At 63.2% G+C, this 21,133-nt stretch carries 18 protein-coding genes; 12 read left to right on the top strand and 6 right to left on the bottom strand.

Translation table 11 applies throughout. The features are described from left to right. Positions 1–16 precede the first annotated feature (16 nt). The 10 genes from JCM7686_RS19220 to JCM7686_RS19175 all read left to right on the top strand — a co-directional run bounded on the left by JCM7686_RS19220 (position 17) and on the right by JCM7686_RS19175 (position 11,296). On the top strand, positions 17–292 hold the full coding sequence (locus tag JCM7686_RS19220) for a hypothetical protein (RefSeq protein ID WP_020952388.1): 276 nt from the start codon (positions 17–19) through the stop codon (positions 290–292). An 839-nt stretch (positions 293–1,131) separates the two neighbouring features. Next, positions 1,132–2,799, top strand: a complete 1,668-nt coding sequence (locus JCM7686_RS19215; RefSeq protein ID WP_020952387.1) for a ferritin family protein — start codon at positions 1,132–1,134, stop codon at positions 2,797–2,799. Between the two features lie 112 nt (positions 2,800–2,911). Beyond that, positions 2,912–3,970, top strand: coding sequence for an NADH:ubiquinone reductase (Na(+)-transporting) subunit F (locus JCM7686_RS19210; protein WP_020952386.1), 1,059 nt, complete (start codon positions 2,912–2,914; stop codon positions 3,968–3,970). A 94-nt stretch (positions 3,971–4,064) separates the two neighbouring features. Beyond that, a complete protein-coding gene (locus tag JCM7686_RS19205) occupies positions 4,065–4,994 on the top strand; it encodes an IS5-like element ISPam1 family transposase (protein ID WP_020952385.1) in 930 nt (309 codons plus the stop codon). Positions 4,995–5,081: 87 nt separating this feature from the next. Continuing rightward, positions 5,082–6,140 (top strand): ferritin family protein, encoded by a 1,059-nt coding sequence (locus tag JCM7686_RS19200; RefSeq protein WP_020952384.1) that lies wholly within the window; start codon positions 5,082–5,084, stop codon positions 6,138–6,140. 13 nt (positions 6,141–6,153) lie between these two features. Further along, positions 6,154–6,522 carry an MmoB/DmpM family protein gene (locus JCM7686_RS19195; RefSeq protein ID WP_020952383.1) on the top strand — a complete coding sequence of 123 codons (369 nt, stop codon included), beginning with the start codon at positions 6,154–6,156 and terminating at the stop codon, positions 6,520–6,522. Between the two features lie 103 nt (positions 6,523–6,625). Further along, on the top strand, positions 6,626–7,648 hold the full coding sequence (locus JCM7686_RS19190; RefSeq protein WP_020952382.1) for an amidohydrolase family protein: 1,023 nt from the start codon (positions 6,626–6,628) through the stop codon (positions 7,646–7,648). Between the two features lie 3 nt (positions 7,649–7,651). After that, positions 7,652–8,464, top strand: a complete 813-nt coding sequence (locus JCM7686_RS19185; protein WP_020952381.1) for an iron-sulfur cluster assembly protein — start codon at positions 7,652–7,654, stop codon at positions 8,462–8,464. A gap of 72 nt (positions 8,465–8,536) precedes the next feature. Next, positions 8,537–10,171: a molecular chaperone GroEL gene (groEL, locus tag JCM7686_RS19180; protein ID WP_020952380.1), complete on the top strand. Its 1,635-nt coding sequence runs from the start codon at positions 8,537–8,539 to the stop codon at positions 10,169–10,171. An 81-nt stretch (positions 10,172–10,252) separates the two neighbouring features. Continuing rightward, on the top strand, positions 10,253–11,296 hold the full coding sequence (locus JCM7686_RS19175) for an NAD(P)-dependent alcohol dehydrogenase (RefSeq protein ID WP_020952379.1): 1,044 nt from the start codon (positions 10,253–10,255) through the stop codon (positions 11,294–11,296). 108 nt (positions 11,297–11,404) lie between these two features. Here the strand turns inward: JCM7686_RS19175 and JCM7686_RS19170 are convergent, their stop codons facing one another. The 3 genes from JCM7686_RS19170 to JCM7686_RS19160 form a co-directional block, all read right to left on the bottom strand. Further along, the gene (locus JCM7686_RS19170; protein WP_020952378.1) at positions 11,405–13,438 is read right to left on the bottom strand and encodes a sigma-54-dependent Fis family transcriptional regulator; all 2,034 of its coding nucleotides are present in this window, start codon (positions 13,436–13,438) and stop codon (positions 11,405–11,407) included. Positions 13,439–13,634: 196 nt separating this feature from the next. Further along, positions 13,635–14,129: a hypothetical protein gene (locus JCM7686_RS19165; protein ID WP_020952377.1), complete on the bottom strand. Its 495-nt coding sequence runs from the start codon at positions 14,127–14,129 to the stop codon at positions 13,635–13,637. 216 nt (positions 14,130–14,345) lie between these two features. After that, positions 14,346–15,308, bottom strand: coding sequence for a hydrogen peroxide-inducible genes activator (locus JCM7686_RS19160; protein WP_020952376.1), 963 nt, complete (start codon positions 15,306–15,308; stop codon positions 14,346–14,348). A 147-nt stretch (positions 15,309–15,455) separates the two neighbouring features. Here JCM7686_RS19160 and katG point away from each other — a divergent pair, with 147 nt between their 5' ends. Together katG and JCM7686_RS19150 are read left to right on the top strand one after the other, a co-directional pair. Next, entirely contained in the window at positions 15,456–17,672 is a 2,217-nt protein-coding gene (gene katG, locus JCM7686_RS19155) for a catalase/peroxidase HPI (RefSeq protein ID WP_020952375.1), read from the top strand. 82 nt (positions 17,673–17,754) lie between these two features. Then, positions 17,755–18,144 carry a hypothetical protein gene (locus JCM7686_RS19150; protein ID WP_020952374.1) on the top strand — a complete coding sequence of 130 codons (390 nt, stop codon included), beginning with the start codon at positions 17,755–17,757 and terminating at the stop codon, positions 18,142–18,144. A 113-nt stretch (positions 18,145–18,257) separates the two neighbouring features. Here the strand turns inward: JCM7686_RS19150 and JCM7686_RS19145 are convergent, their stop codons facing one another. From JCM7686_RS19145 to JCM7686_RS19135, 3 genes are read right to left on the bottom strand one after another with little or no spacing between them, the layout of a single operon-like run. Continuing rightward, positions 18,258–19,538 carry a TRAP transporter large permease gene (locus tag JCM7686_RS19145; RefSeq protein ID WP_020952373.1) on the bottom strand — a complete coding sequence of 427 codons (1,281 nt, stop codon included), beginning with the start codon at positions 19,536–19,538 and terminating at the stop codon, positions 18,258–18,260. A gap of 3 nt (positions 19,539–19,541) precedes the next feature. Next, a complete protein-coding gene (locus JCM7686_RS19140) occupies positions 19,542–20,051 on the bottom strand; it encodes a TRAP transporter small permease (protein WP_041528153.1) in 510 nt (169 codons plus the stop codon). 56 nt (positions 20,052–20,107) lie between these two features. Beyond that, complete coding sequence (locus JCM7686_RS19135) at positions 20,108–21,061, bottom strand: TRAP transporter substrate-binding protein (RefSeq protein WP_041528152.1); 954 nt, start codon at positions 21,059–21,061, stop codon at positions 20,108–20,110. Positions 21,062–21,133: the final 72 nt, after the last annotated feature.

The raw sequence follows: 21,133 nt of genomic DNA, 5'->3' as shown, positions 1-21,133 counted from the left end.
GCGACAGGAGAAGCAGATGCAGGATCTGTCCCCCGAGCTTCGTTTTCTGCGCGCCGTCGCCGATGCCGCCACGGCGCATCTGGGCGCGGATCATGCGCTGAGCCTTGCCGCTGACGCGGCGCGCGACGGCGCGCGCCCCGAAAAGGCCGCCGAGGTCCATGAGGCCTTGGCCGCGCTGGATGACGCCACGCGCGAGGCGGTTCTGGCCTTGGCCCATCGCGCCATGCGCGAGGATCTGGCCGCGATCTGGAGCTTTCTGCCCGGCGCGGCTCAGGCAGGCGGGCGGCACTGAGCCCAGCATTGCTGAGCCCAGCACTGAGCCCCTTGCGGCGCTGCGGGCTCGGACCTTGGTGACTTGCGGTTGCGGGGACATCTGAAAACGCCTTTGACGGGCCGGCAAAAGGGCCGGGTGAACCCTCTCAGCCTAACAGGCGCGGGGCGGGGGCTGCAAAGAAATTAACCGCACAAGGCAATGATTATAAATGATAAAAATCGGATTTTGCCTTACGAATGTAACGTTTTGTTCCGCTCGGCCATTACAGTTTTCAGCCAGAGTTACATGCCGCAGCGCAGCAGGATTTTTCACCCTGCTGCGCCGGTCTCAATCGCGGCGGAAAGGCCCCGAATCAGTCCGGAATCACCCCGGAATCGGCGGTATCGCGGGGGGTGTTACAGTTGCGCGCAACACTGTCCGTGCGACGTGTAACACTTGTATCATTCTGGAACGCCCGGACGCTTCGCCCGATTTGGCCCACCCCCCGGCCCCGCGAAAAAATAAACGAAAAATAAACCTTTCCGTTTCAAACCATTACCGGAAAATTGCGGACCGTTTGCGCAAATATTCGGGCGCTTTCGCCGCTTTGGCACAGGTCCTGCATGTATCCCCTCCAACAATATGGCGCCTCACCGATCACCTTCAGATCGGGGCGAGCGCCTCAAGAACGAAGGACTGGGAGGAGACCCGGGGGTCCTCTGACGACGGCGGCAGAATGCGGTCGGTTTCGGAGACGCCCGATGCCCGCAACCTTTGCCGTGACCTGAACCGGCCTGCTGGCCTGACACCCCGGGCGGATGACCCGCCCACCGGCACGGACGCGCCCGTCCTGCCGTCAACATCAGGAGACTCATGGCATGACGCAACTCACGCTCAACAAGATCACCGCGCAGCGCGGGATCTCGGTCGGCGAAGCCACGAAGAAGATCTCGGATCTTGGCTGGAACCCCAGCTATGTCCAGGAAGCCGCGACCTTCCCGACCGATTACAAGATCGCCAAAGCCCCGCGCGATCCGATGAAACAGGTGCTGCGGTCCTATTTCCCGATGCAGGAAGAAAAGGACAACCGCGTTTATGGCGCGCTCGATGCGGCGCTGCGCGGCGATATGTTCCGCAATGTCGAGCCGCGCTGGGTCGAATGGATGAAGCTCTTCCTGGCGATCATCCCCTTCCCGGAGATCTCGGCCGCGCGCGCCATGGCGATGGTCGCCCGCATCGCGCCGGGCGAGGATCTGCGCACCGGCTTTACCATGCAGATGGTCGATGAATTCCGCCATTCCACGATTCAGATGAACCTGAAGAAATGGTATATGGAGAACTACATCGACCCGGCCGGGTTCGACATCACCGAAGAAGCCTTCGGAAAATGCTATGCCACCACGATCGGGCGCCAGTTCGGCGAGGGCTTCATCACCGGAGACGTGATGACCTCGGCCTGCATGTATCTGACCGTCGTCGCCGAAACCGCCTTCACCAACACGCTCTTCGTGGCCATGCCCTCGGAAGCGGCGCGCAATGGTGACTATGCGCTGCCGACCGTGTTCCTCTCGGTGCAGTCGGACGAAAGCCGCCATATCGGCAACGGCCACTCGCTCTTGATGGCCGCGCTGAAAGAGCCGGAAAACCACCAGCTTCTCGAGCGCGATCTGCGTTACGCCTTCTGGCAAAACCACGCCATCGTCGACGCCGCCATCGGCACGCTGATCGAATATGGCACCACCAACCGCGACAAGGAGAAAGAATCCTACGCGGAGATGTGGCACCGCTGGATTTTCGAGGATTATTACCGCACCTATATGCTTCCGCTCGAAAAATACGGCATCAAAGTCCATCACGACGATGTCCAGGAAGCCTGGAACCGCATCACGCAGAAGCATTACGTCCACAAGGTCGCGCAATTCTTCGCGGTTGGCTGGCCGGTGAACTTCTGGCGCATCGAGGCCCAGACCGACAAGGATTTCGAGTGGTTCGAGCAGAAATATCCCGGCTGGTATGCGCAGTTCGGCGAGTTCTGGAAATGGTATGCGAAGCTCTCGAAGCCGGGCTCGAAGGTCATCACCTTCAACGAGGAAACCGGCTATGTCTATCCGCATCGCTGCTGGTCGTGCCTCGTGCCCTGCGTCATTCGCGAAGATATGGTCGTCGACGAAATCGACGGGCAGATCCACACCTTCGCCCATGAGCTCGACCGCTGGACCGCCGTCGAGGCCTTCTCGGGCGAATATCAGGGCCGTCCGACCCCGGCGATGGGCCGCTTCTCGGGGCGGCGCGAATGGGAATCGCTCTATCACGGCTGGGATCTCGCCGATGCGATCAAGGACCTGAACTTCGTGCGCGACGACGGCAAGACCCTGGTGCCGCAGCCGCATCTGCGTTTCGACAACAAGGATATGTGGACGCTCGACGATGTGCGCGGCCATACCTTGCTGTCGCCGCTGACCTTGCTGCGCGAAATGACCCCCGAGGCGCGTGCCCAGCACATCGCCGAATACAAGGCGGGCTTCACCATCAACCCCTGCAACTGAGCGGGCCCGGCGGGGGCCAGACTGCCCCCGTCCTTCACCTGAATTGACTGTGACCAGCAAAGACTGGGGCGGCCCTCGGGCTGCCGAACTGACGGCGAGGAGGCCGGACAGAATGGGAGAGGTTTACACCGTAAGGCTGGAACCTGTGGGTGTGGAATTCGAGGTCGATGAGGATGAAACCGTCCTCGACGCCGCCTTCCGCCAAGGGATCGCGTTGCCCCACGGATGCAAGGAGGGGCAATGCTCGGCCTGCAAATGCGTCCTTCTCGACGGCGAGGTCGAGATGCTCAAATATTCCACCTTCGCGCTGAATGACGGCGACCGCGACAGCGGCCAGATCCTGATGTGCCGGGCCAAGGCTTTCGACAATCTGACGATCGACCTGCTGAACTATGACGAGGAGGTCCTGTCGAAATCCATCCCCGTCAAGCAGTTCGACGGGCAGATCACGGATTTCCGCAAGCTCACGCATGACATTCGCGGCGTCGAGATCGAGCTGAACGCGCCGCTCAAGTTCTGGGCGGGTCAGTATGTCGACATCACAGTCACCACGGAAGAAGGGGAGACGATCACGCGTTCGTTCTCCATGGCAAATCCGCCGAGCGAAACCCAGAAGCTCTCCTTCATCATCAAAAAATACCCCGAAGGAAAGTTCTCCAACGAGCTCGACAACGGAGGAATCCGGGCCGGAGCAAAAGTGAGCGTCGTTGGCCCCTATGGCATGTGCTTTCGCCGCGAGGGGCGCGCGGGGCCGGTGGTGCTGGTCGGCGCGGGCTCGGGCATGTCGCCGGTCTGGTCGATCCTGCACGACCATCTGACCAGCGGCGAGGATCGTCCGGTCTATTTCTTCTACGGCGCGCGGACGGAAGACGATCTCTTCCACCTCGACGAGCTGGCCCGGATCGTGGCCGACAACCCGTCGGTCGAGTTCATCCCGGTCCTCTCCCACGCCCCCGAAGACGGCGGCTGGAGCGGCGAGCGCGGCTTTGTCCATGAGGCGGTCGATCGCAAGCTGAAGGCGCTCGGGCTCGAGGGGCAGGGCGATGTCTATGCCTGCGGCCCGCCGCCGATGATCGACGCGCTGACGCCGACGCTCTTCATGCTCGATTTCGAAAGCGAGCGGATTTTCTACGACAAGTTCACCACGACTTCGGGCGCCTCCGGCCATTGACCCGGCCTGACCGCTTTCTGCGTGACACGGCTTTGTTGCGCTATCCCTCGGGTCGGCGGTTCATGTTTGTGAGTCAGCGGGTTAGATTGACCGTATGAGCAAGCCTGTCCCCCTTTTCCGCACGACGAACTGGTCCAGCTACAGTCAGGCTCTGAAGCGTCGCGGCTCCCTGATGGTGTGGTTTGACCCGGAGATGGCATGGTTTGCGGTGCCGAGCGGCAAGGCGGGTCATCCTGAGAGGTTTTCGGCAGCGGCCATACAATTCTGCCTGTCGATCAAGGTGCTGTTCGGGCTGCCGCTGCGGCAGACGACTGGGTTTGTGGAGAGCCTTCTTGCTCTGAGCGGGTTTGACTGGCCGGTGCCGGATTACACGACGCTCTGTCGCAGGCAGAAGCACCTGAAGGTGCAGATCCCATATCGTGCGGCGTCCGGGCCGCTGCATCTGCTGGTGGACAGCACCGGGATCAAGTTCTCAGGGGAAGGCGAGTGGCAGGTTCGTAAACATGGAGCCAGCCGCCGCAGGCAATGGCGCAAGATCCACATAGGTATCGACGCTGATACGCTGGAAGTGCGAGCCGTCGAGATGACCAGCAACCGTATCGGCGATGCGCCCGTTCTGCCCGACTTGCTGGCGCAGATCCCGATGCAAGAGCGGATCGGCAGCGTCACCGCCGACGGCATCTATGACACCAAAGGGTGTCACACCGCCATCGCAGCCCGAGGTGCCGATGCGATCATACCTCCGCGACGAAATGCCAGGGACTGGAAGGGCCATGATCCCGGCCTGCAGGCGCGAAATGAGGCGCTACGTGCCTGCAAACGGTTCGGTCGGGCGAACTGGAAGAAATGGTCCGGATATCACCGACGAAGTCGCGTCGAGGCCAAGATGCGATGCCTCAAACTTCTGGGCGAGCGCATCATGGCCAGAGACTTCGACAGGCAGGATGCAGAGGTTCAAATCCGCATCGCACTCATGAACCGCTTCACTTCACTCGGCACGCCCGAGACCTTCCGCATGCACTGAAGATATCTGGGAAAGGGATACGTGCGGCCTCGAGCCGAGTAGCGCAACAAAGCCGCGTGACACCAAAAAACCAAGGGAGAAAGACCAATGGCAGCAACCGCCAATCAAGTCGCATCCGGCGCCGCAGGCGCGGCGAGCTTTGCAAGCTCGACCAGCCGGAAATACAATTACTTCGAGCCGCGCGGCAAACGCGCGACCCATTACGAGGATGTGACGGTTGACGTGCAACCCGATCCCGAACGCTATCTGATTCAGGATTGGATCATCAGCTTTGGCGATGGCAAAGGCGCCTATGTCAAGGAAAGCACGCGGGCGCTGTCGTCGAATTGGCACGCCTTCCGCGCCCCGGATCAGGAATGGGAGCGCACCCATTATCAGCGCCAGTCGAAAATTGAATCGATGGTGCAAGCGGTGATTGCCAATGCGCGTAAAGCCGGCGGTCACCTGGTTTTCGATAAAGTCTGGCAGCGCGTGTTGCAGCAGCATCTCGGCGCGTGGAAACATGTGGAATTCGGCCTTGGCACCTCGCTGATGCAAGCGCAGCGCTATGGCTATACCCAGATGATCAACAATGCGACGCTGACCAATTCCTCCTATAAGATGCGGCTGACGCAGGATATCACGCTGTATCTCGCCGAGATCGGCATGGATATCGAGGGCTGGGACGATGAGCTTGGCAAACGCGCCTGGCTTGAAGATCCGATCTGGCAGCCTTGCCGTCTGGCGATTGAAACCATCATGGGCGCGGAAGATTATCTCGAGCAATATTTCGCGATCAACCTGATCTTTGAACCGCTGGTCGGCGAATTGTTCCGCTCGGGCTTCTTGATGCAGGCGGCGGCGGCGAATAGCGACTTTATCACGCCTCCGGTGATTTCGGCCGCCGAAGCGGATTACGAGCGCAATCTCGCGAATACGATCGACCTGATCTGGCTGCTTGCCCATGACGAAAAGCATGGCGAGCACAATCGTGCGCTGTTCCACGGTTGGGTCAAGAAATACGGCGATCTGGCCGATAAAGCCGCCGCCGCGCTTCAGCCGATCTGGTCGCAGCCCCATTCGAAACCCGTGTCTTTCGCCGATGCTCAGGCCGCCTCGCATGAACGGCTGGCGCATATCCTGAGCGAAATCGGCATGAGCCGCTAAGAGGAGAGATTTGATGTCAACCACAGCACGCGACAGCACGAAGAGCAATATCTTCAAGTCCATGAAAGATATCACCTTTGAGCAAACGATCTCGCATCAATGCGGCGTCACCATGAACGATTCGGTCGAGGCGCGCGCCATTGCCGAATATATGGATCAGGACCCGAAAGTCACTGTGACCTATAATCCGGCGACGATCCGGATTGATGGTGAGGGCAAGCTGATCTTCAAAATGGACGATATCAGCGAATATCTCGGCCGCGAAATGACTGCTGAGATTTTCGAGGTCAATACCTCGACCCATTATGGCCGGATGGTGCGGATCGACGACAATACCGTGATCCTCTTCGGCAATATGGACGAGGTCTTCGAATATATCTGAGCCACAACGGTCAGAGGCGCGCGCCGTGCCTCTGACCAAGGATGACCGACAGGGAAGCAGCCCGCCACATCGGGGCGTGCATCAGGGATCAGGGAGAAACATCATGTATAAGACGCCAGACGGAAAAGAGGTCTTCGTGCTTGATTGCCACACCCATTTTTGGGACGGCAGCCCGGAGAACCAGCGCAATGTGCATGGCAAGCAATTCATCGACTGCTTCTATGCCTATCACGCCGCCTTAAGCCCGAAAGAGGAGCTTTGGGAAAAGGCGCGGTTCGAGAAACAGACCGTGGATCAGGTTTACCGCGATCTCTTCATCGACGGGCCGGATGATATGGCGATTATCCAATCGACCTATCTCAAGGATTTCTACAAGGAAGGCTTCAGTTCGATCGAGCGTTCGACGCAATTGGCCGATGTCAATCCTGGCCGCTTCATCGTCAATGGCTCGTTTGATCCGCGTGATGGCGAAAAGGCTCTGGAATATATTCATTATATGAAAGAGACTTTCGACATCAAAGGCGTCAAGATGTATACGGCCGAATGGAATGGCGATTCCAAAGGCTGGAAACTGACCGATCCTTCGGCCTATCGCTGCTTTGAGCTGTGCCAGAAGCTCGGGATCAAAAATATCCATGTCCACAAGGGCCCGACCATCCGGCCTTTGTCGAAAGACGCCTTTGCCGTCGGCGATGTCGATGATGCCGCGACCGATTTTCTCGAGCTCAACTGGATCATCGAACATTGCGGCCTGCCGCGGCTTGATGATTTCTGCTGGATTGCGACGCAAGAGAGCAATGTTTACGGCGGTCTTGCCGTGGCTTTACCCTTCATCCATTCGCGCCCGCGCTATTTCGGCGAAATCATCTCGGAGCTTTTGTTCTGGCTTGGCCCGGATAAAATCCTCTTCGGTTCGGATTATGCGATCTGGACGCCGCAATGGCTGGTCGAGCAGCTCTGGGCCTATCAGATCCCCGAGGATATCGCGCAAGAACGCGGCGTGCAGCTGACCGATGAGATCAAGGAGAAGATCCTCGGGCTCAATGCGGCGCGGCTTTACGACATCGACGTGGCGGCGAAGCGCGCAGAACTGGCGCAGACCCCCGTCCGCATCGCGGCGGAGTGAGCCATGGGCGTGCCGCATATTCGTGGTGCGCAGGCGCGGGACCTGTGGCGGCGCCTTGGCGCCGTCACCGACCCCGAGCTTGACGAACCGATCACCAACATGGGCTTCGTCGAACGGATGGAGATCCGGCGCGGCGCGGTCGAGATCGCTTTCCGGCTGCCGACCTATTGGTGCTCGCCAAACTTCGCCTTTCTGATGGCCGATGGCATCCGCCGCGCGGCTTTGGCGCCCGATTGGGTGCAGGAGGTCCGCGTCACGCTGATGGATCATTGCTACGCCGAGCGCGTCAATGAGGCGGTCAATGGCGATCGCTCTTTCGATGCGGTCTTTGCCGAGATGAACGACGGCGCGAACCTCTCGGAAGTGCGCGAGACCTTTCGCGAAAAGGCCTTCCTGCGCCGTCAGGAAGCGGTGCTGCTTGGGCTCAAGGCTTTGGGTTGGAGCGCGGAAAAGATCACCGCGCTGACGCTTGCGGGCTTCGACCGGCTCGATCTTTCCGAGGCACCCGAGGCCGCCGCGCAAAAACCGCGTTACCGCGAAATTCTGGTCGGCGATGGGCTGGCGCTCATGCCCGACGACCCGGCTTTCGTGACCTGGGGCGGCGATGCGCTTTGCGTCGAGAGCTTTGCCGAGCATCTGACGCGCCTGCGCTCGATCCGCATCAATATGGAGTTCAACGGCGCCATGTGCCGTGGCCTTGCCGCCACGCGCTACAAGGAGGTTGACCGTTCGGGAGAGGAGCCCGAGCTGATCGACTTCATTCTGGGGCGGATGCCGCCCCCGGACCGCACGGCCAGCCCCGATACCGCGCGCTGAGCCACGTCAACCCACCACCATGAAGGGAAACCGGCGCGCCAGCGCGCGTCCGGTCACAAGGGAGGATACCCGATGCCGAATTTCCTGCTTCACGCGCTCGAAGCCCGTCGTGCCCTGGCGCGCGGCGTGGCCCGCCTTGCCGCCGCCGTCGAGCCGACGCTTGGCCCGAAGGGGCTGAATGCGATGATCGACCGCCCGGTCGGCACGCCGCTGATCACCCGCGACGGGGTCTCGATCGCCACCGAAATCGAGCTGCCCGACCGTTTCGAGAACATGGGCGCGCAGGTGGTGCGCGAGGTCTCGATGCAGACCAATGAGGTCGCGGGCGACGGCACCACCACCGCCATCGTTCTGGCCAATGCGATGATCCAGCAGGGCGTCACCCAGGCCGAGCGCGGCGCGCGCACGGTTGATCTCTGCCGCGGCATTGAGCTCGGCGTCGCCAAAGTCGTCGAGGCGCTGCGCGCGCAGGCGGTGCCGGTCAAGGACAATCCGCGCCTGCTGCGCTCGGTCGCCAATATTGCCGCGACCGATCCGCGTCTGGGCGAGATCGTCGCCGAAGCCCATGCCCGCGTTGGCGAGGATGGCATTATCACCGCCGATTTCTCGGTCACGGTCGAGACCACGCTCGAGGTGATCGAGGGCATGTCGCTCGAGCGCGGCTATATCTCGCATCACATGGTGACCGATCAGGACGAGATGGAGGCGGTGCTGGAAAAGCCGCTGATCCTGCTCACCGATCAGAAGATCCTCGATCCCTCCGCGCTCGATGGCGCGCGCAAGATCGCCGATGCGGAAGGCCGCGCGCTGCTGATCGTCGCCGAGGAGATTGCGCCCGAGGTCGTGGTCACGCTCTTGGAAGCCGCGCCTGCGGGCAAATATCTGATCGTCCATCCGCCGGAATATGGCCATTGGCGCAAGGCTTTGATGGACGATCTGGCGATCCTGACCGGGGGCGAGGTGCTCGCGCGCGATCTCGGCAAGAAGATCGAAAACGTCACCCGCGCGCAACTCGGCGCAGCGCGGCAGGTGCGGGCGTCGGCGGCACAGACCACCGTGATCGGCGGGGCAGGTGATCCCACCGCGATTGCCGCGCGCCGCTTGCAGGTCCAGCGCCAATATGACATCGCGCCGCCGAATATCGAGCAGGACAAGCTGCGCGAGCGGCTGGCCAAGCTCTCGGGCGGCACGGCGGTGATCCATGCGGGCGGGCTGACCCCGGTCGAGCAAAAGCGCAAGATCCAGCTCATCGAGGACTCGCTTTACGCGATCCGCGCTGCGGTTGAAGAGGGCGTGGTTCCGGGCGGCGGCTCGGCGCTCGCCCATACTGCGCCGCTTCTGGATCAGGTCGTTGCGGGTGCCTCGGGCGATGTCGCAGCGGGGGTCGAGCTGGTGCGCTCGGTCCTGACCCGGCCCTTAGCGCGGATTGCGCTCAATGCCGGCTCGGACCCGAATGCGGTGATCTCGGAGGTGGTGCGCTCGGCGGCGGGCATGGGCTTTGACGCCTCGGAAGGGCGTTTCCGCGACATGATCGAGGCGGGGATTGTCGATCCGGTGCGGGTGACTTGCTCGGCCTTGGCCAATGCGGCCTCGGTTGCCTGCCTGATCCTGACCACGGAAACCCTGATCGGTCATGCCGAAGATTATGTCGATCCGACCGCCGGTCCCGCGCTTGGTGGCGGGTCAGAGCGGCTGGGCCGCCAATAAGACCCCCTGACGATGAAAGGCCGGGGCTGGCGGCAGGGACCGCCCGCCCCTCGGCGATCGCTTTGACCGAAGGAGCAGGCCATGAAGGCTGCAAGACTTTACGAATATGATCCGGCGATGAATGTGAAGCTGGTGCTCGAAGACATTCCCGCGCCGACGATCACCGCGCCCGACGAGGTGATCGTGCGCGTCGGCGCGGCGGGGCTCTGCCGCACCGATCTGCATATCATCGAGGGCGTGTGGAAGCCGATCATGGACCCGCACAACACGCTTTTGCCCTATGTCATGGGCCATGAGAATGCGGGCTGGGTCGAGGATGTCGGCAGCAATGTCCGCACGGTGAAGCCCGGAGATGCGGTGATCTGCCATCCGTTGCGCACCTGCGGCGTTTGCCTGAGCTGCCATCACGGCCATGACATGTATTGCGACCATGGCCTGTTTCCGGGGCTGGGGCTCGACGGCGGGTTTGCCGAATATTTCAAGACGAACGAACGCTCACTCATCAAGCTCAACACCAATATCGCGCCCTTGGATGTCGCGCCGATGGCCGATGCCGGGATCACCGCCTATCGCGCGGCCAAGCGTGCCGCGAAGATGCTGCCGCCGGGCAGCTGGTGCGCGGTTCTGGGCGTCGGCGGGCTCGGCCATATCGCGCTGCAATCTTTGCGCGAGCTTTGCGGCGCGCGGCTGATCGCGATTGACCGTGAGCCGGGCGCGCAGGTCCTTGCCCGCGAGCTCGGCGCGGATGTGATCCTCGATGGCGGGCCCAATCTCATCGAGGAGCTGAAAGAGATCACCGGCGGCGGCGCCCATGTCGTGATTGATTTCGTCGGCGAGCTCGGCGTGGAAAACATCTGCTGGAAGCTTCTGCGCAAGGGCGGCGAATGCATCGTCGTCGGCTACGGCGGCCAGATCGAGGTGCCGACGCTGGAGCTGGTTGCCAATGAGATCAAGATCGGCGGCAGTCTCGTCGGCGATTACACCGAGCTCGTCGAGCTGATGGAGCTGAATTCCGACGGCAAGGTGAAGATGCATTACACCGCCTATAAGCTCGATGACATCAACACCGCGATAGACGATTTCAAGAACCGGCGCTTCACCGGGAGAGGCGTGATCGTGCCCTGAGATGGGGCGATCTAATTGAAATCATCTGGGAAAAGGCGCCATACTCCTCCAGGTGGCGCCTTTTTCTATGGCTGCGTCTTGCGCGGTGCTGTCGGTCGTGATCAGCGCCTATTCATAGGTGCGGCGGATGCCGTAGGTCTTCAGCTTGCGGTAAAGCGTCGGGCGCGAGATCCCAAGGACAAGCGCCACGCGCGTCAGATTGCCCGCCTCAGAGATCAGCGCGCGCCGGATCGCCTGTTCCTCCATCTCGGTGAGATTGGCCGGGGCGGGCTCTTCGACGGGCAGGGCGGCGGCCAGCGCCAGCGCGCCCGGCGCGGTGCGCAGCGCCATCGGCAGATCCTCGGCGGTGACCATCGCGCCCGTGACCATCAGATGCAGCCGCTCGAAGAGGTTGCGCATCTCGCGGACATTGCCCGGCCAGCCATAGACCGACATCAAGGTCGCCGCCTCATCCGACAGGACCAGCGGCGCGCGGCCAAGCCGCGTCGCGACCGCGCGGTTGAAGTGATCGGCGAGCGCGGGAATGTCGCAAGGGCGCTCACGCAAAGGCGGCACCTCGATGGTGATCGCGCCCAGCCGATAGTAGAGATCGCGCCGGAAGCGCCCGGCCTCGACCTCGGCGATCAGGTCGCGGTTGGTCATGGCGACCAATTGGACATCGACCTGACGCCGCTTGGCGCAGCCGATGCGATAAACCGCGCGCTGTTCAAGCACGCGCAGCAGGTAGGGCTGCAACTCGAGCGGCATTTCCCCGATCTCGTCGAGGCAGAGCACCCCGCCATCGGCCTGCTCGAACTTGCCGGGCTTGCCCTCGCGGGTCGCGCCGGTGAAGGCACCCGGGGCATGGCCGAAAAGCTCGGCACCGAAAAGCTCGGGCGAGATCGCGCCGCAGTTCAGCGTGACGAACGGCCCGCGCCCCTGATGGCCGCCCGAGGCATGGATCAGCCGCGCGAAAAGCTCCTTGCCGACCCCGGTTTCGCCTTGGACCAGCACGACCGAGGCCGCCGCCGCCGAGCGTTTCGCGATATCGACCGCGCCCACGAATTTCGGCGATTGGCCGATCATCAACAGCTCGTCGCGCTCGGCCCCGGCGCGGGGCGGGATGCGGACGGGCGCGATGGCTTTGGGCGCAGAGGCCGCCGTCATTGCGCCGCGCGGCGGCAGGATCAGCGCGGCGCCGCTGAACTGGCCATCGACAAACAGCCGGCTGATGCCGCTTGGGCGCAGATGGGCCGGGACCGCCTGAGCGATCTCGTGATCGCTCATCGAGCAGGTCAGCGGGATGAATTGCTGGCCAAGCAGCAGCTTCGGCGCATCGGGCTCGGCGCCCTCGCTGACCGAGGGCTGGCGGTGATACATCACCCGGCCGATGTGATCGAGGATGACCACCGCGTCGCGGCTGCTGCGCGCCGGGCCGCTGTCGAGGAAAACCTCGAGAAGCCGCGTGCGCCGCATCTCCTGACGCTCGGCCAAAGCCGCCTCGATCTCGCGCGCGACGGCGGCGATCATCGCGACATTATGGGGCCGGAAGATCGAGGAGGGGCCCGAGAGATCGACCACGCCGATGATGCGCTGATCGACCGAATCGCGCACCGGGGCCGCCGCGCAGGTCCAGGCCTTGATCCCCTGGCAGAAATGCTCGGACGCATGGACCACGGTCGGCCGCCCCGAGCGGATCGCGGTGCCGATCCCATTGGTGCCGATCGCGGCCTCGTCCCATTTCCCGCCCTGCACCAGATGGATGCCGCGCGCCGCGCTATGGGTGCGCAGATCGCCGGTCTGTTCAAGCACGAGCCCCTCGGCATCGGTCAGGATCAGCAGCGCATTGGTCCCGGCCAGAAGCGGCCCCATCTTCTCGAAAGGCGCATGGGCGGCGGCGCGCAGATCGGCGTTCTTCTGGCGCGCATCCTCCAGCAATTCCTCGGTTTCATCGAGCGGGGCAAGCTCGGCGGTGGCATCAATGCCGGATTCGAGGCTGCGCGACCAGGATTCAAGGATCTCGCGGCGCACGCCAGAGGTGCGGCTGTGGTCGATATCGCGATAGGTCAGGAAATCCTCCCAGGCGCGCATGGTGGCGCGCTGGTCGAGCCAGTCGTCGAACATGCCGGTCCGGGTGTGAAAGCCCGAAAGCAGATCGGTCATGCAAGTCCTCCCAAGGGGCTGGGGCGAGGCTGTCGCCCTTGCTAGGGTAAGCCGGTGAGGCGGGTCGGGACGCGGGTCTGTCAGGTCCGGCGGTTGGGTCCGGCAGTTGGGTCCGGTCGTTTGGCCGCCAATCGGGGTGCGACATCGGGGCAAGCGACGCCGCGCAGGGCGCGCCGCTTGCCGCGGTCGCGCCAGATTAGCTGAAGCCGAGACGGTCCGAGATTTCGCGCGTGAGCAGGCTTTCCGGGCAATTCTGGTCGATGATCTGACCATCAAGCTCGGCGATCGGGGCGTTCACTTCATCGGGCAGGCCCGCAAAGAAGCCATTCTCGCGCGAGGCCAGTGCGAAATAGCTGAGCCCGTCCTGACGGCGGATCTCGCCCAGCAGGTGAAGCTGCCGTCCCGAGCCGCTGTCATAGGCGACGACGCGGTTGTTCACGCTGATCTTGATCCGAATCTCGGCGCTGTCGGTGCTGACCGCCGCGCCCGAGGATACCGCATAGATGCGCCGACCTTCGGGCCCGGGCGGCATCTGCGCGGCCTGCGCCTGCGCGCGCTTCGAGGCGCTATAGCCGCCTTGGGTCAAATGGTCTGCGATCTGGGTGATCGCCCCCTGATTCGCTTTGATGAGGCGTCTCGCGCGCTCATCCTCGCGCCGGGGTCCGTCACGTTTTGAAATGATATCGACCATGGTCATCCTCCCAATGTCCAGTGATCCGTTTTCTGTGTCGCGACCAAGGCTTACACCGCGCCAGCCTCCCCGCTGGCCGCAACGTCGCCTCGTTGTTCTTCTGGGTCGCCGGGATGCCCCGCCGCCGCTTCTGAGCCCTTACGCTACAATCAAGATCCATCTTTTATCAAGAAATTCCGCAGGGCGGGGGACCGGGGCCTTTGACGGAAGACTTGGTCAGGGCAGTTCAGGAAGCGGCGCGGGTGCGCGGCGCCAGCCCGGCAGGCTGGTCAGGCCGCTGGCGTCGCGCAGGCCCAGACCGCAGTCGCGCACCACCTCGGAAATCTGCATGAGCTGGGCCTCCAATGCACTGGATTTGCGCCAGACCATGCCGATCGAGCGCAGCGGCTGGGGGTCGCGAAAGCGCGAGACCGCGACCCGGGCCGAGCGCGTCTCGATCGGCACCGCCATCTCGGGGATGAGCGTGACGCCCATGCCGACCCCGACCATCTGGACCAGCGTCGAGAGCGAGCTGCCGTCCAGCATGTCGCGCGGCTGGCTGGTCGGCATGTCGCAAAAGGACAGCGCCTGCGAGCGGAAGCAATGGCCCTCTTCGAGCAGCAAAAGCCGCATCTCGCGCAGCCGGTCGCGATTCGGCACGGGCTTGCCCGCATCCTCGGCCGGGCGGATCAGGACGAACCGCTCGGTGAAGAGCGCGATCTCGGTCAGCGCGGGTTCAGAGAGGGGCAGGGCGAGGATGGCCGCATCGAGCCGCCCGTCCAGCAGCTCGCCCATCAGGCGCGAGGTCGTGCTTTCGCGCAGGATCGGGCTGAGATCGGGGAAATCCTGTGCCAACCGGGTGACGACGGCGGGCAGCAGATAGGGCGCAATCGTCGGGATGACGCCAAGGCGCAGCTTGCCCGCAGGCTCGCGTCCCGCCGCTCGCGCCAGCGCATCGAGATCATCGACAATCGCCAGCATGGCTTGGGCGCGCTGATGCACCATCTCGCCAAAAGCGGTCAGCCGGATGCCGCGCGGGCTGCGCTCCAAAAGCGCATGGCCCGCGCTTTCTTCGAGCTCTTTGATCTGCATGGACAAGGCGGGCTGAGTCACTGCGCAAGCATCGGCGGCGGCGCTGAAGGTGCCAAGCCGGGCGAGGGCGTCGAAATAGCGGATCTGGCGGAGGGTGAGGTTGCGCATAAGGAAAGCTTATATGCCGCATCAAAATATTCAAGTTTCTCTGAAGGGCGGCCCGGCCTAAAACCAAAGCCAGATTGGCCGCGCCGCCTGAGGAGGGGCCCGGCCTGTGGCGGTTGATCCTCGACCGCTGTTCCGAGGGAGATCAGAATGGACGGAAACAATCCCGCCGGGCGCTGCCCGGTGATCCATGGCGCACGCCCGCAGACGACTTTGGGCGGACGCGGCAACAAGGACTGGTGGCCGAACCAGCTCGACCTGTCGATCCTGCATCAACATACGCCGAATTCAACGCCCGAGGGCGCGGATTTCGATTATCGCGCCGAGTTCCAGAAGCTCGATTATGCCGGGCTGAAGCGCGATCTCGCGGCGCTGATGACAGACAGCCAGGACTGGTGGCCCGCCGATTGGGGCCATTACGGCGGGCTGATGGTGCGCATGGCGTGGCACGCGGCTGGCACCTATCGCACGGCGGATGGCCGCGGCGGCGGCTCGACCGGCAACCAGCGTTTCGCGCCGCTGAACTCTTGGCCCGACAATGGCAATCTCGACAAGGCGCGGCGGCTGCTCTGGCCGATCAAGCAGAAATACGGCAATCGGATTTCCTGGGCCGATCTGATCTTGCTCGCGGGCAATGTCGCGATGGAGACGATGGGCTTCAAGACCTTCGGCTTCGCCGGGGGCCGCGCCGATATCTGGGCGCCCGAGGAGGATATCTACTGGGGTCCCGAGGCCGAATGGCTGGCGACCTCGGACAAGCCCGCGAGCCGCTATTCGGGCGAGCGCGATCTGGCGAACCCGCTGGCGGCGGTGCAGATGGGGCTCATCTACGTCAATCCGCAGGGCCCGGACGGCAATCCCGATCCGATAGCCTCAGGGCGCGACGTGCGCGAGACCTTTGCCCGGATGGCGATGAATGACGAGGAAACCGTGGCGCTGATCGCGGGCGGCCATACGTTCGGCAAGGCCCATGGCGCGGGCGATCCCGCTTTGGTTGGCCCCGAACCAGAGGGCGGCGCGATCGAGGATCAGGGCCTCGGCTGGCTGAACCGGCTGGGCTCGGGCAAGGGCGTCCATACCACGACCTCGGGCTTTGAGGGCGCGTGGAAGCCCAATCCGACGAGCTGGGACAATGGCTATTTCGACGTGCTCTTCGGCTATGACTGGGAGCAGGTGACGAGCCCGGCCGGGGCGATCCAATGGCGCGCCAAGGATTGCCGCCCCGAGGATCTGATCCCCGATGCGCATGATCCGGCGGTCAAACATGCGCCCTTCATGACGACGGCCGATCTCTCGCTGCGCTTTGATCCGATCTACGAGCCGATTGCCCGCCGTTTCCACCAAAACCCCGAGGCTTTCGCAGAGGCTTTCGCCCGCGCCTGGTTCAAGCTCTTGCACCGCGATCTGGGGCCGAAATCGCTCTATCTCGGCCCCGAGGCGCCGCAAGAGGATCTGATCTGGCAAGATCCGATCCCGGCGCGCGACCATGCGCTGATCGACGCGGCTGATATCGCGCAGCTCAAGCGCGACATTCTGGCGACCGGGCTTGGCACGGCAGAGCTGGTCGCGACGGCCTGGGCCTCGGCCTCGACCTTCCGCGGCTCGGACAAGCGCGGCGGTGCCAATGGCGCGCGCATCCGCCTTGCGCCGCAAAATGGCTGGGCGGTCAACCAACCGGCGCAGCTCTCGCGCGTGCTCGCGGCGCTCGAACGGGTGCAGGCCGGGTTCAACGCCGCGCAGACCGGAGACAAGCGGGTTTCGCTCGCCGATCTGATCGTGCTGGCGGGCGGGGCCGGGATCGAGGCCGCCGCGCAGGCCGCGGGCCAGCCGCTGGCCGTGCCCTTCACGCCGGGGCGGATGGATGCTCATGCCGATCAGACCGATGCAGAAAGCTTCGCGCCGCTTGAGCCCGAGGCGGATGGTTTCCGCAACTACACCAATGGCCGCTACCGCGTCTCGCCCGAGGAAATGCTGATCGATCGCGCCCAGCTTTTGACGCTGAGCGCGCCCGAAATGACCGTTCTGGTCGGCGGGCTGCGCGTGCTTGGCGCCAATCACGAGGCGTGCCAGCATGGCGTCTTCACCGCGCGTCCGGGGCAGCTGACGCAGGATTTCTTCGTCAACCTGCTGGATATGGCGACCGAATGGCGCAGCGTGGGCGAGGGCGCGGATCTTTTCGAGGGCCGCGACCGCAAAAGCGGCGCGCTGCGCTGGACGGGGACGCGGGCCGATCTGGTCTTCGGCTCGAACTCGCAGCTGCGCGCCGTGGCGGAGTTCTACGCGCAGGCCGACAATGCGGCGAGATTTGCCGCTGATTTCGTGGCGGCTTGGGTGAAGGTCATGGAGCTCGACCTTTTCGCCCACTAAGAGAAAGCGCAAAGCATCGCGCCGGACCGTCCCCGACCGGGGGCGGTTTTCGGAATTGCGGCGCGAGGGAGGGCAGGGCGTGCTGAGGAAGCAATATCACTTTCGCACCGTCGGGCCGGATGTGCTTGTCTGGGACGCGCATCGGCTGATCCGGCTGTCGAAATCCATCCCGCCCGCGCCGGTCGATCTGCGCGCGATCGCCGAGCTCGACGAAAACTGGTGGTTTCGCGATGGGGCGCTGCCGACGCCGCGCGCGCTCGCGGCCCATATGGCGCTGGTGGCGCAAGCCGATCTCGCTTTTCCGATCCTGCTGTGCGCAGAGGGCCGGGTGATGGACGGGATGCACCGGCTGGTCAAAGCCCTGCTGGACGGGAAAACCCAGATCTCCGCGATCCGCTTTGCGGTCACGCCCACGCCCGATTTCATCAATGTCGCCGCCGAGGATTTGCCCTATCCCGACGAGGACATCTGAGCCCCGGGCCGAGCTATCAGAGATGGATAATCCGAGTTATGTCATGAATATACCCCCCGACGAGGATGTCGCCGGGGGGTTGGTTGTGGCTTTGGTTGTCGGCTCTGCGGGGCTCAGAGCCCCATCACGCTTGGCAGCCAGAGCACGGTTGCCGGGACGAAGGTGATCAGCAGCAGGATGGCCAGCATGATCCCGAGCAGAGGAATGCTCTCTTTCAGGATCGCGCCCATTGGCTCTTTGGCGATGGCCTGCGTGATCAAGAGGTTCAGCCCCATCGGCGGATGGATCAGGCCGATCATCAGGTTGACGACAACGATCAGGCCGAAATGGACTGGGTCGATGCCAAGCGCCATGGCTGAGGGCAGCACGATCGGGACGATGATGATCGTCGCGGGCGTCGAGTCGAGGAAGGCGCCGGCCAGAAGCAGGATCACGTTGATCAGCAGCAGGAAGACCACCGGCGAGAGATGCGCCTCCTGGATCCAGCGCGACAGATCCTTCGGCACGCCATGGACCACCATGAGATAGGCCACGAAAGACGAGGTCGCGACCACGAGCATGATATTGGCGGTCTGCATTCCGGCATCGAGCAAGATCGCGGGCAGCTTGCTCCAGCGAAACTCGCGGTGGATCACCCAGCCGACGAAGAGCGCATAGACGACAAGAACCGCGCCGATCTCGGTGATGGTGAAAAAGCCACCGCGCGCGCCGACCAGCAGCAGGATCGGCATCGACATCGCCCAGACCGCGCCTTTGAACTTGCGCCAGATCTCGGCACCGCCCTGACGGCCACGGCGCGGCAGACCCTTTTTCGCGGCATAGAGATTGACGTAGAAGATCAGCGCGAAAGCCACCATCAGCGCGGGCAGATAGCCGCCGACGAAGAGCTTCATGATCGAGACATCGGCAATCACGCCATAGATCACCAAGGGGATCGAGGGCGGCAGGATCGGACCCAAAAGCGCGGCGGTCGCGGTCAAAGCGGCGGCGAAAGCGCCGCTATAGCCCTCTTTCTTCATCTCGGGGATCATCAGCGCGCCGGTGGCCGAGGCATCGGCAACCGACGAGCCCGAAATCCCCGCGAGGAAGATATTCGTGCCGACGTTGACGGTGCCAGAGCTGCCGCGCAGCCGCCCCATGAGCGAGCCCAAGAGATCGACGATCCGCGTGGTGATCCCGCCCGAATTCATGATCGCGGCGGCCAGGATGAAGAAAGGCACCGCGAGAAGCGGGAAGGAATCGATCCCGTTCACCATCTTCTGGGCCAGCACAAAGCCCGGCGTGCCCCAGATCAGGATGATCGCGACCGAGGCAATGCCAAGCGCGATGGCGATCGGCACCGCCAGAAACATCAGCGCAAAAAGAATGATCGCAAGTGTCAGAAGCATCAACATGGATCAGTCTCCGGCTTTGTCTGAGATGGCGCTGGGACGCGCGAAAAAGCCGGTGGTCACCAGCCGCTCGATCACGAAAAAGATGCCCGAGACGGCAAAGACCGGCAGCGCCAGATAGACCCAGCGGTAGGGAATGCCGGTTGCGGGCGCGTGTTTGATCGCGACCACATCAAGCAGCTTTCCCGAATAGCTGATCAGCGCGACCAGAAAGGCTGCGGTGCACAGATCGGCGAAGATGCGCAGGGTGCGCTTGCCGCCCCTGCCCGCCTGCGCGGAAAAGAAGTCGATGGCGATCAGATCGCCGCGGCTGATGAGCCAGGCCGATCCGGCAAAGACCAGCCAGATGAAGAGGAAGCGGGCAATCTCGGCCAGCTCGGGCGTCGCGGTGCCGGTCACATAGCGGGTGACGACCTGATAGAAGACGAGCACGACGATGAAAAACAATGCGCAGATGACGATCGCGGCCAAAAGTCCGCGCAAGGCGCTGCCGATAAGGGTCAGGGCTTTGGACAAGGGAGTTCTCCGGCGGAAAGGGTTGCGCCTCCGGGGGCGGAGGCGCGCGAGGCGGTTCACTCGACCGCACGGACCTTGTCGATGATCGGCTGCAGCGCCGGATCATAAGAGGCCGTCGCCGCCTTGGCGATGAAGGGCGCAAGATCGGGACGGGTGACGGTCACGCCTTCGGCCTCGAACTCGGCCAGAAGCTTCGACTGGCTGTCGGCGGTATAGCCGCGATACCAATCGGCGCTGTCGGTCGCGGCAGCCTCGATCGCGCCCCGGTCGGCCTCGTCCAGCCCGTTGAACCAATCGGCATTGCACATGAAGCCCATGGTTTCGGCCATGTGATTGGTCAGCGCGAGGTTTTTCACCACCTCATAGAAACGCTTGTCCTTGATCGCGGTCAGCGGCTGCTCGACCCCGTCAACGACATGGCTTTGCAGCGCGGCATAGACCTCTTCAAAGGCCACGGTCGCCGGGTTTGCGCCAAGCGCGCGGATCGATTCGATATAGGCCGGAATGCCCGGCGCGCGGATTTTCAGCCCTTCGAGATCTTCGACCTTGGTGATCGGCGCATTCGTCAGCATGTCGCGGAAGCCGTGGAAGGCCGGGCCGATCACGCGGAAACCGGCGTCATTGGCGATGGAATCGAGGATCTCCTTGCCGACCGGGCCGCGCCAGATGCGGAAGAAATGGTCCTCGTCGCGGTAGACATAGGCGACGCCTTCGATATTCGCCGCCGGGTGGAACGAGCCGAGCACGCCCACGCTTTCATACATGCATTCGAGCACGCCGCCCTTCACCTGCTCGACCATCTCGTCGACGGTGCCCAGATGCGAATTCGGGAAGAGCTCGACCGTGATCTTGTCGCCCACGCGCTCTTTCAGCTTATCGGCAAAGACCTCCATCGCCTTGGTGTCGGGGCTCGCATCCGAGCCCGCGCCGCCAATGCGCATGGTCACCTCCGCCTGAGCCGCTCCGGCGGCGAGAAAAGCGAAAAGCGATGCGGTGAGTATTTTTTTCATTGCTGCATCTCCTGTTGGTCAGTGTTTTTTAAGTGGTTTGTCGAGAGTGGTCTCGGGGTCTTTCTAGGGTCT

It is taken from the genome of Paracoccus aminophilus JCM 7686 (assembly GCF_000444995.1).
Lineage (GTDB): Bacteria > Pseudomonadota > Alphaproteobacteria > Rhodobacterales > Rhodobacteraceae > Paracoccus > Paracoccus aminophilus.
This window is presented reverse-complemented; position numbering and strand designations above follow the sequence as displayed.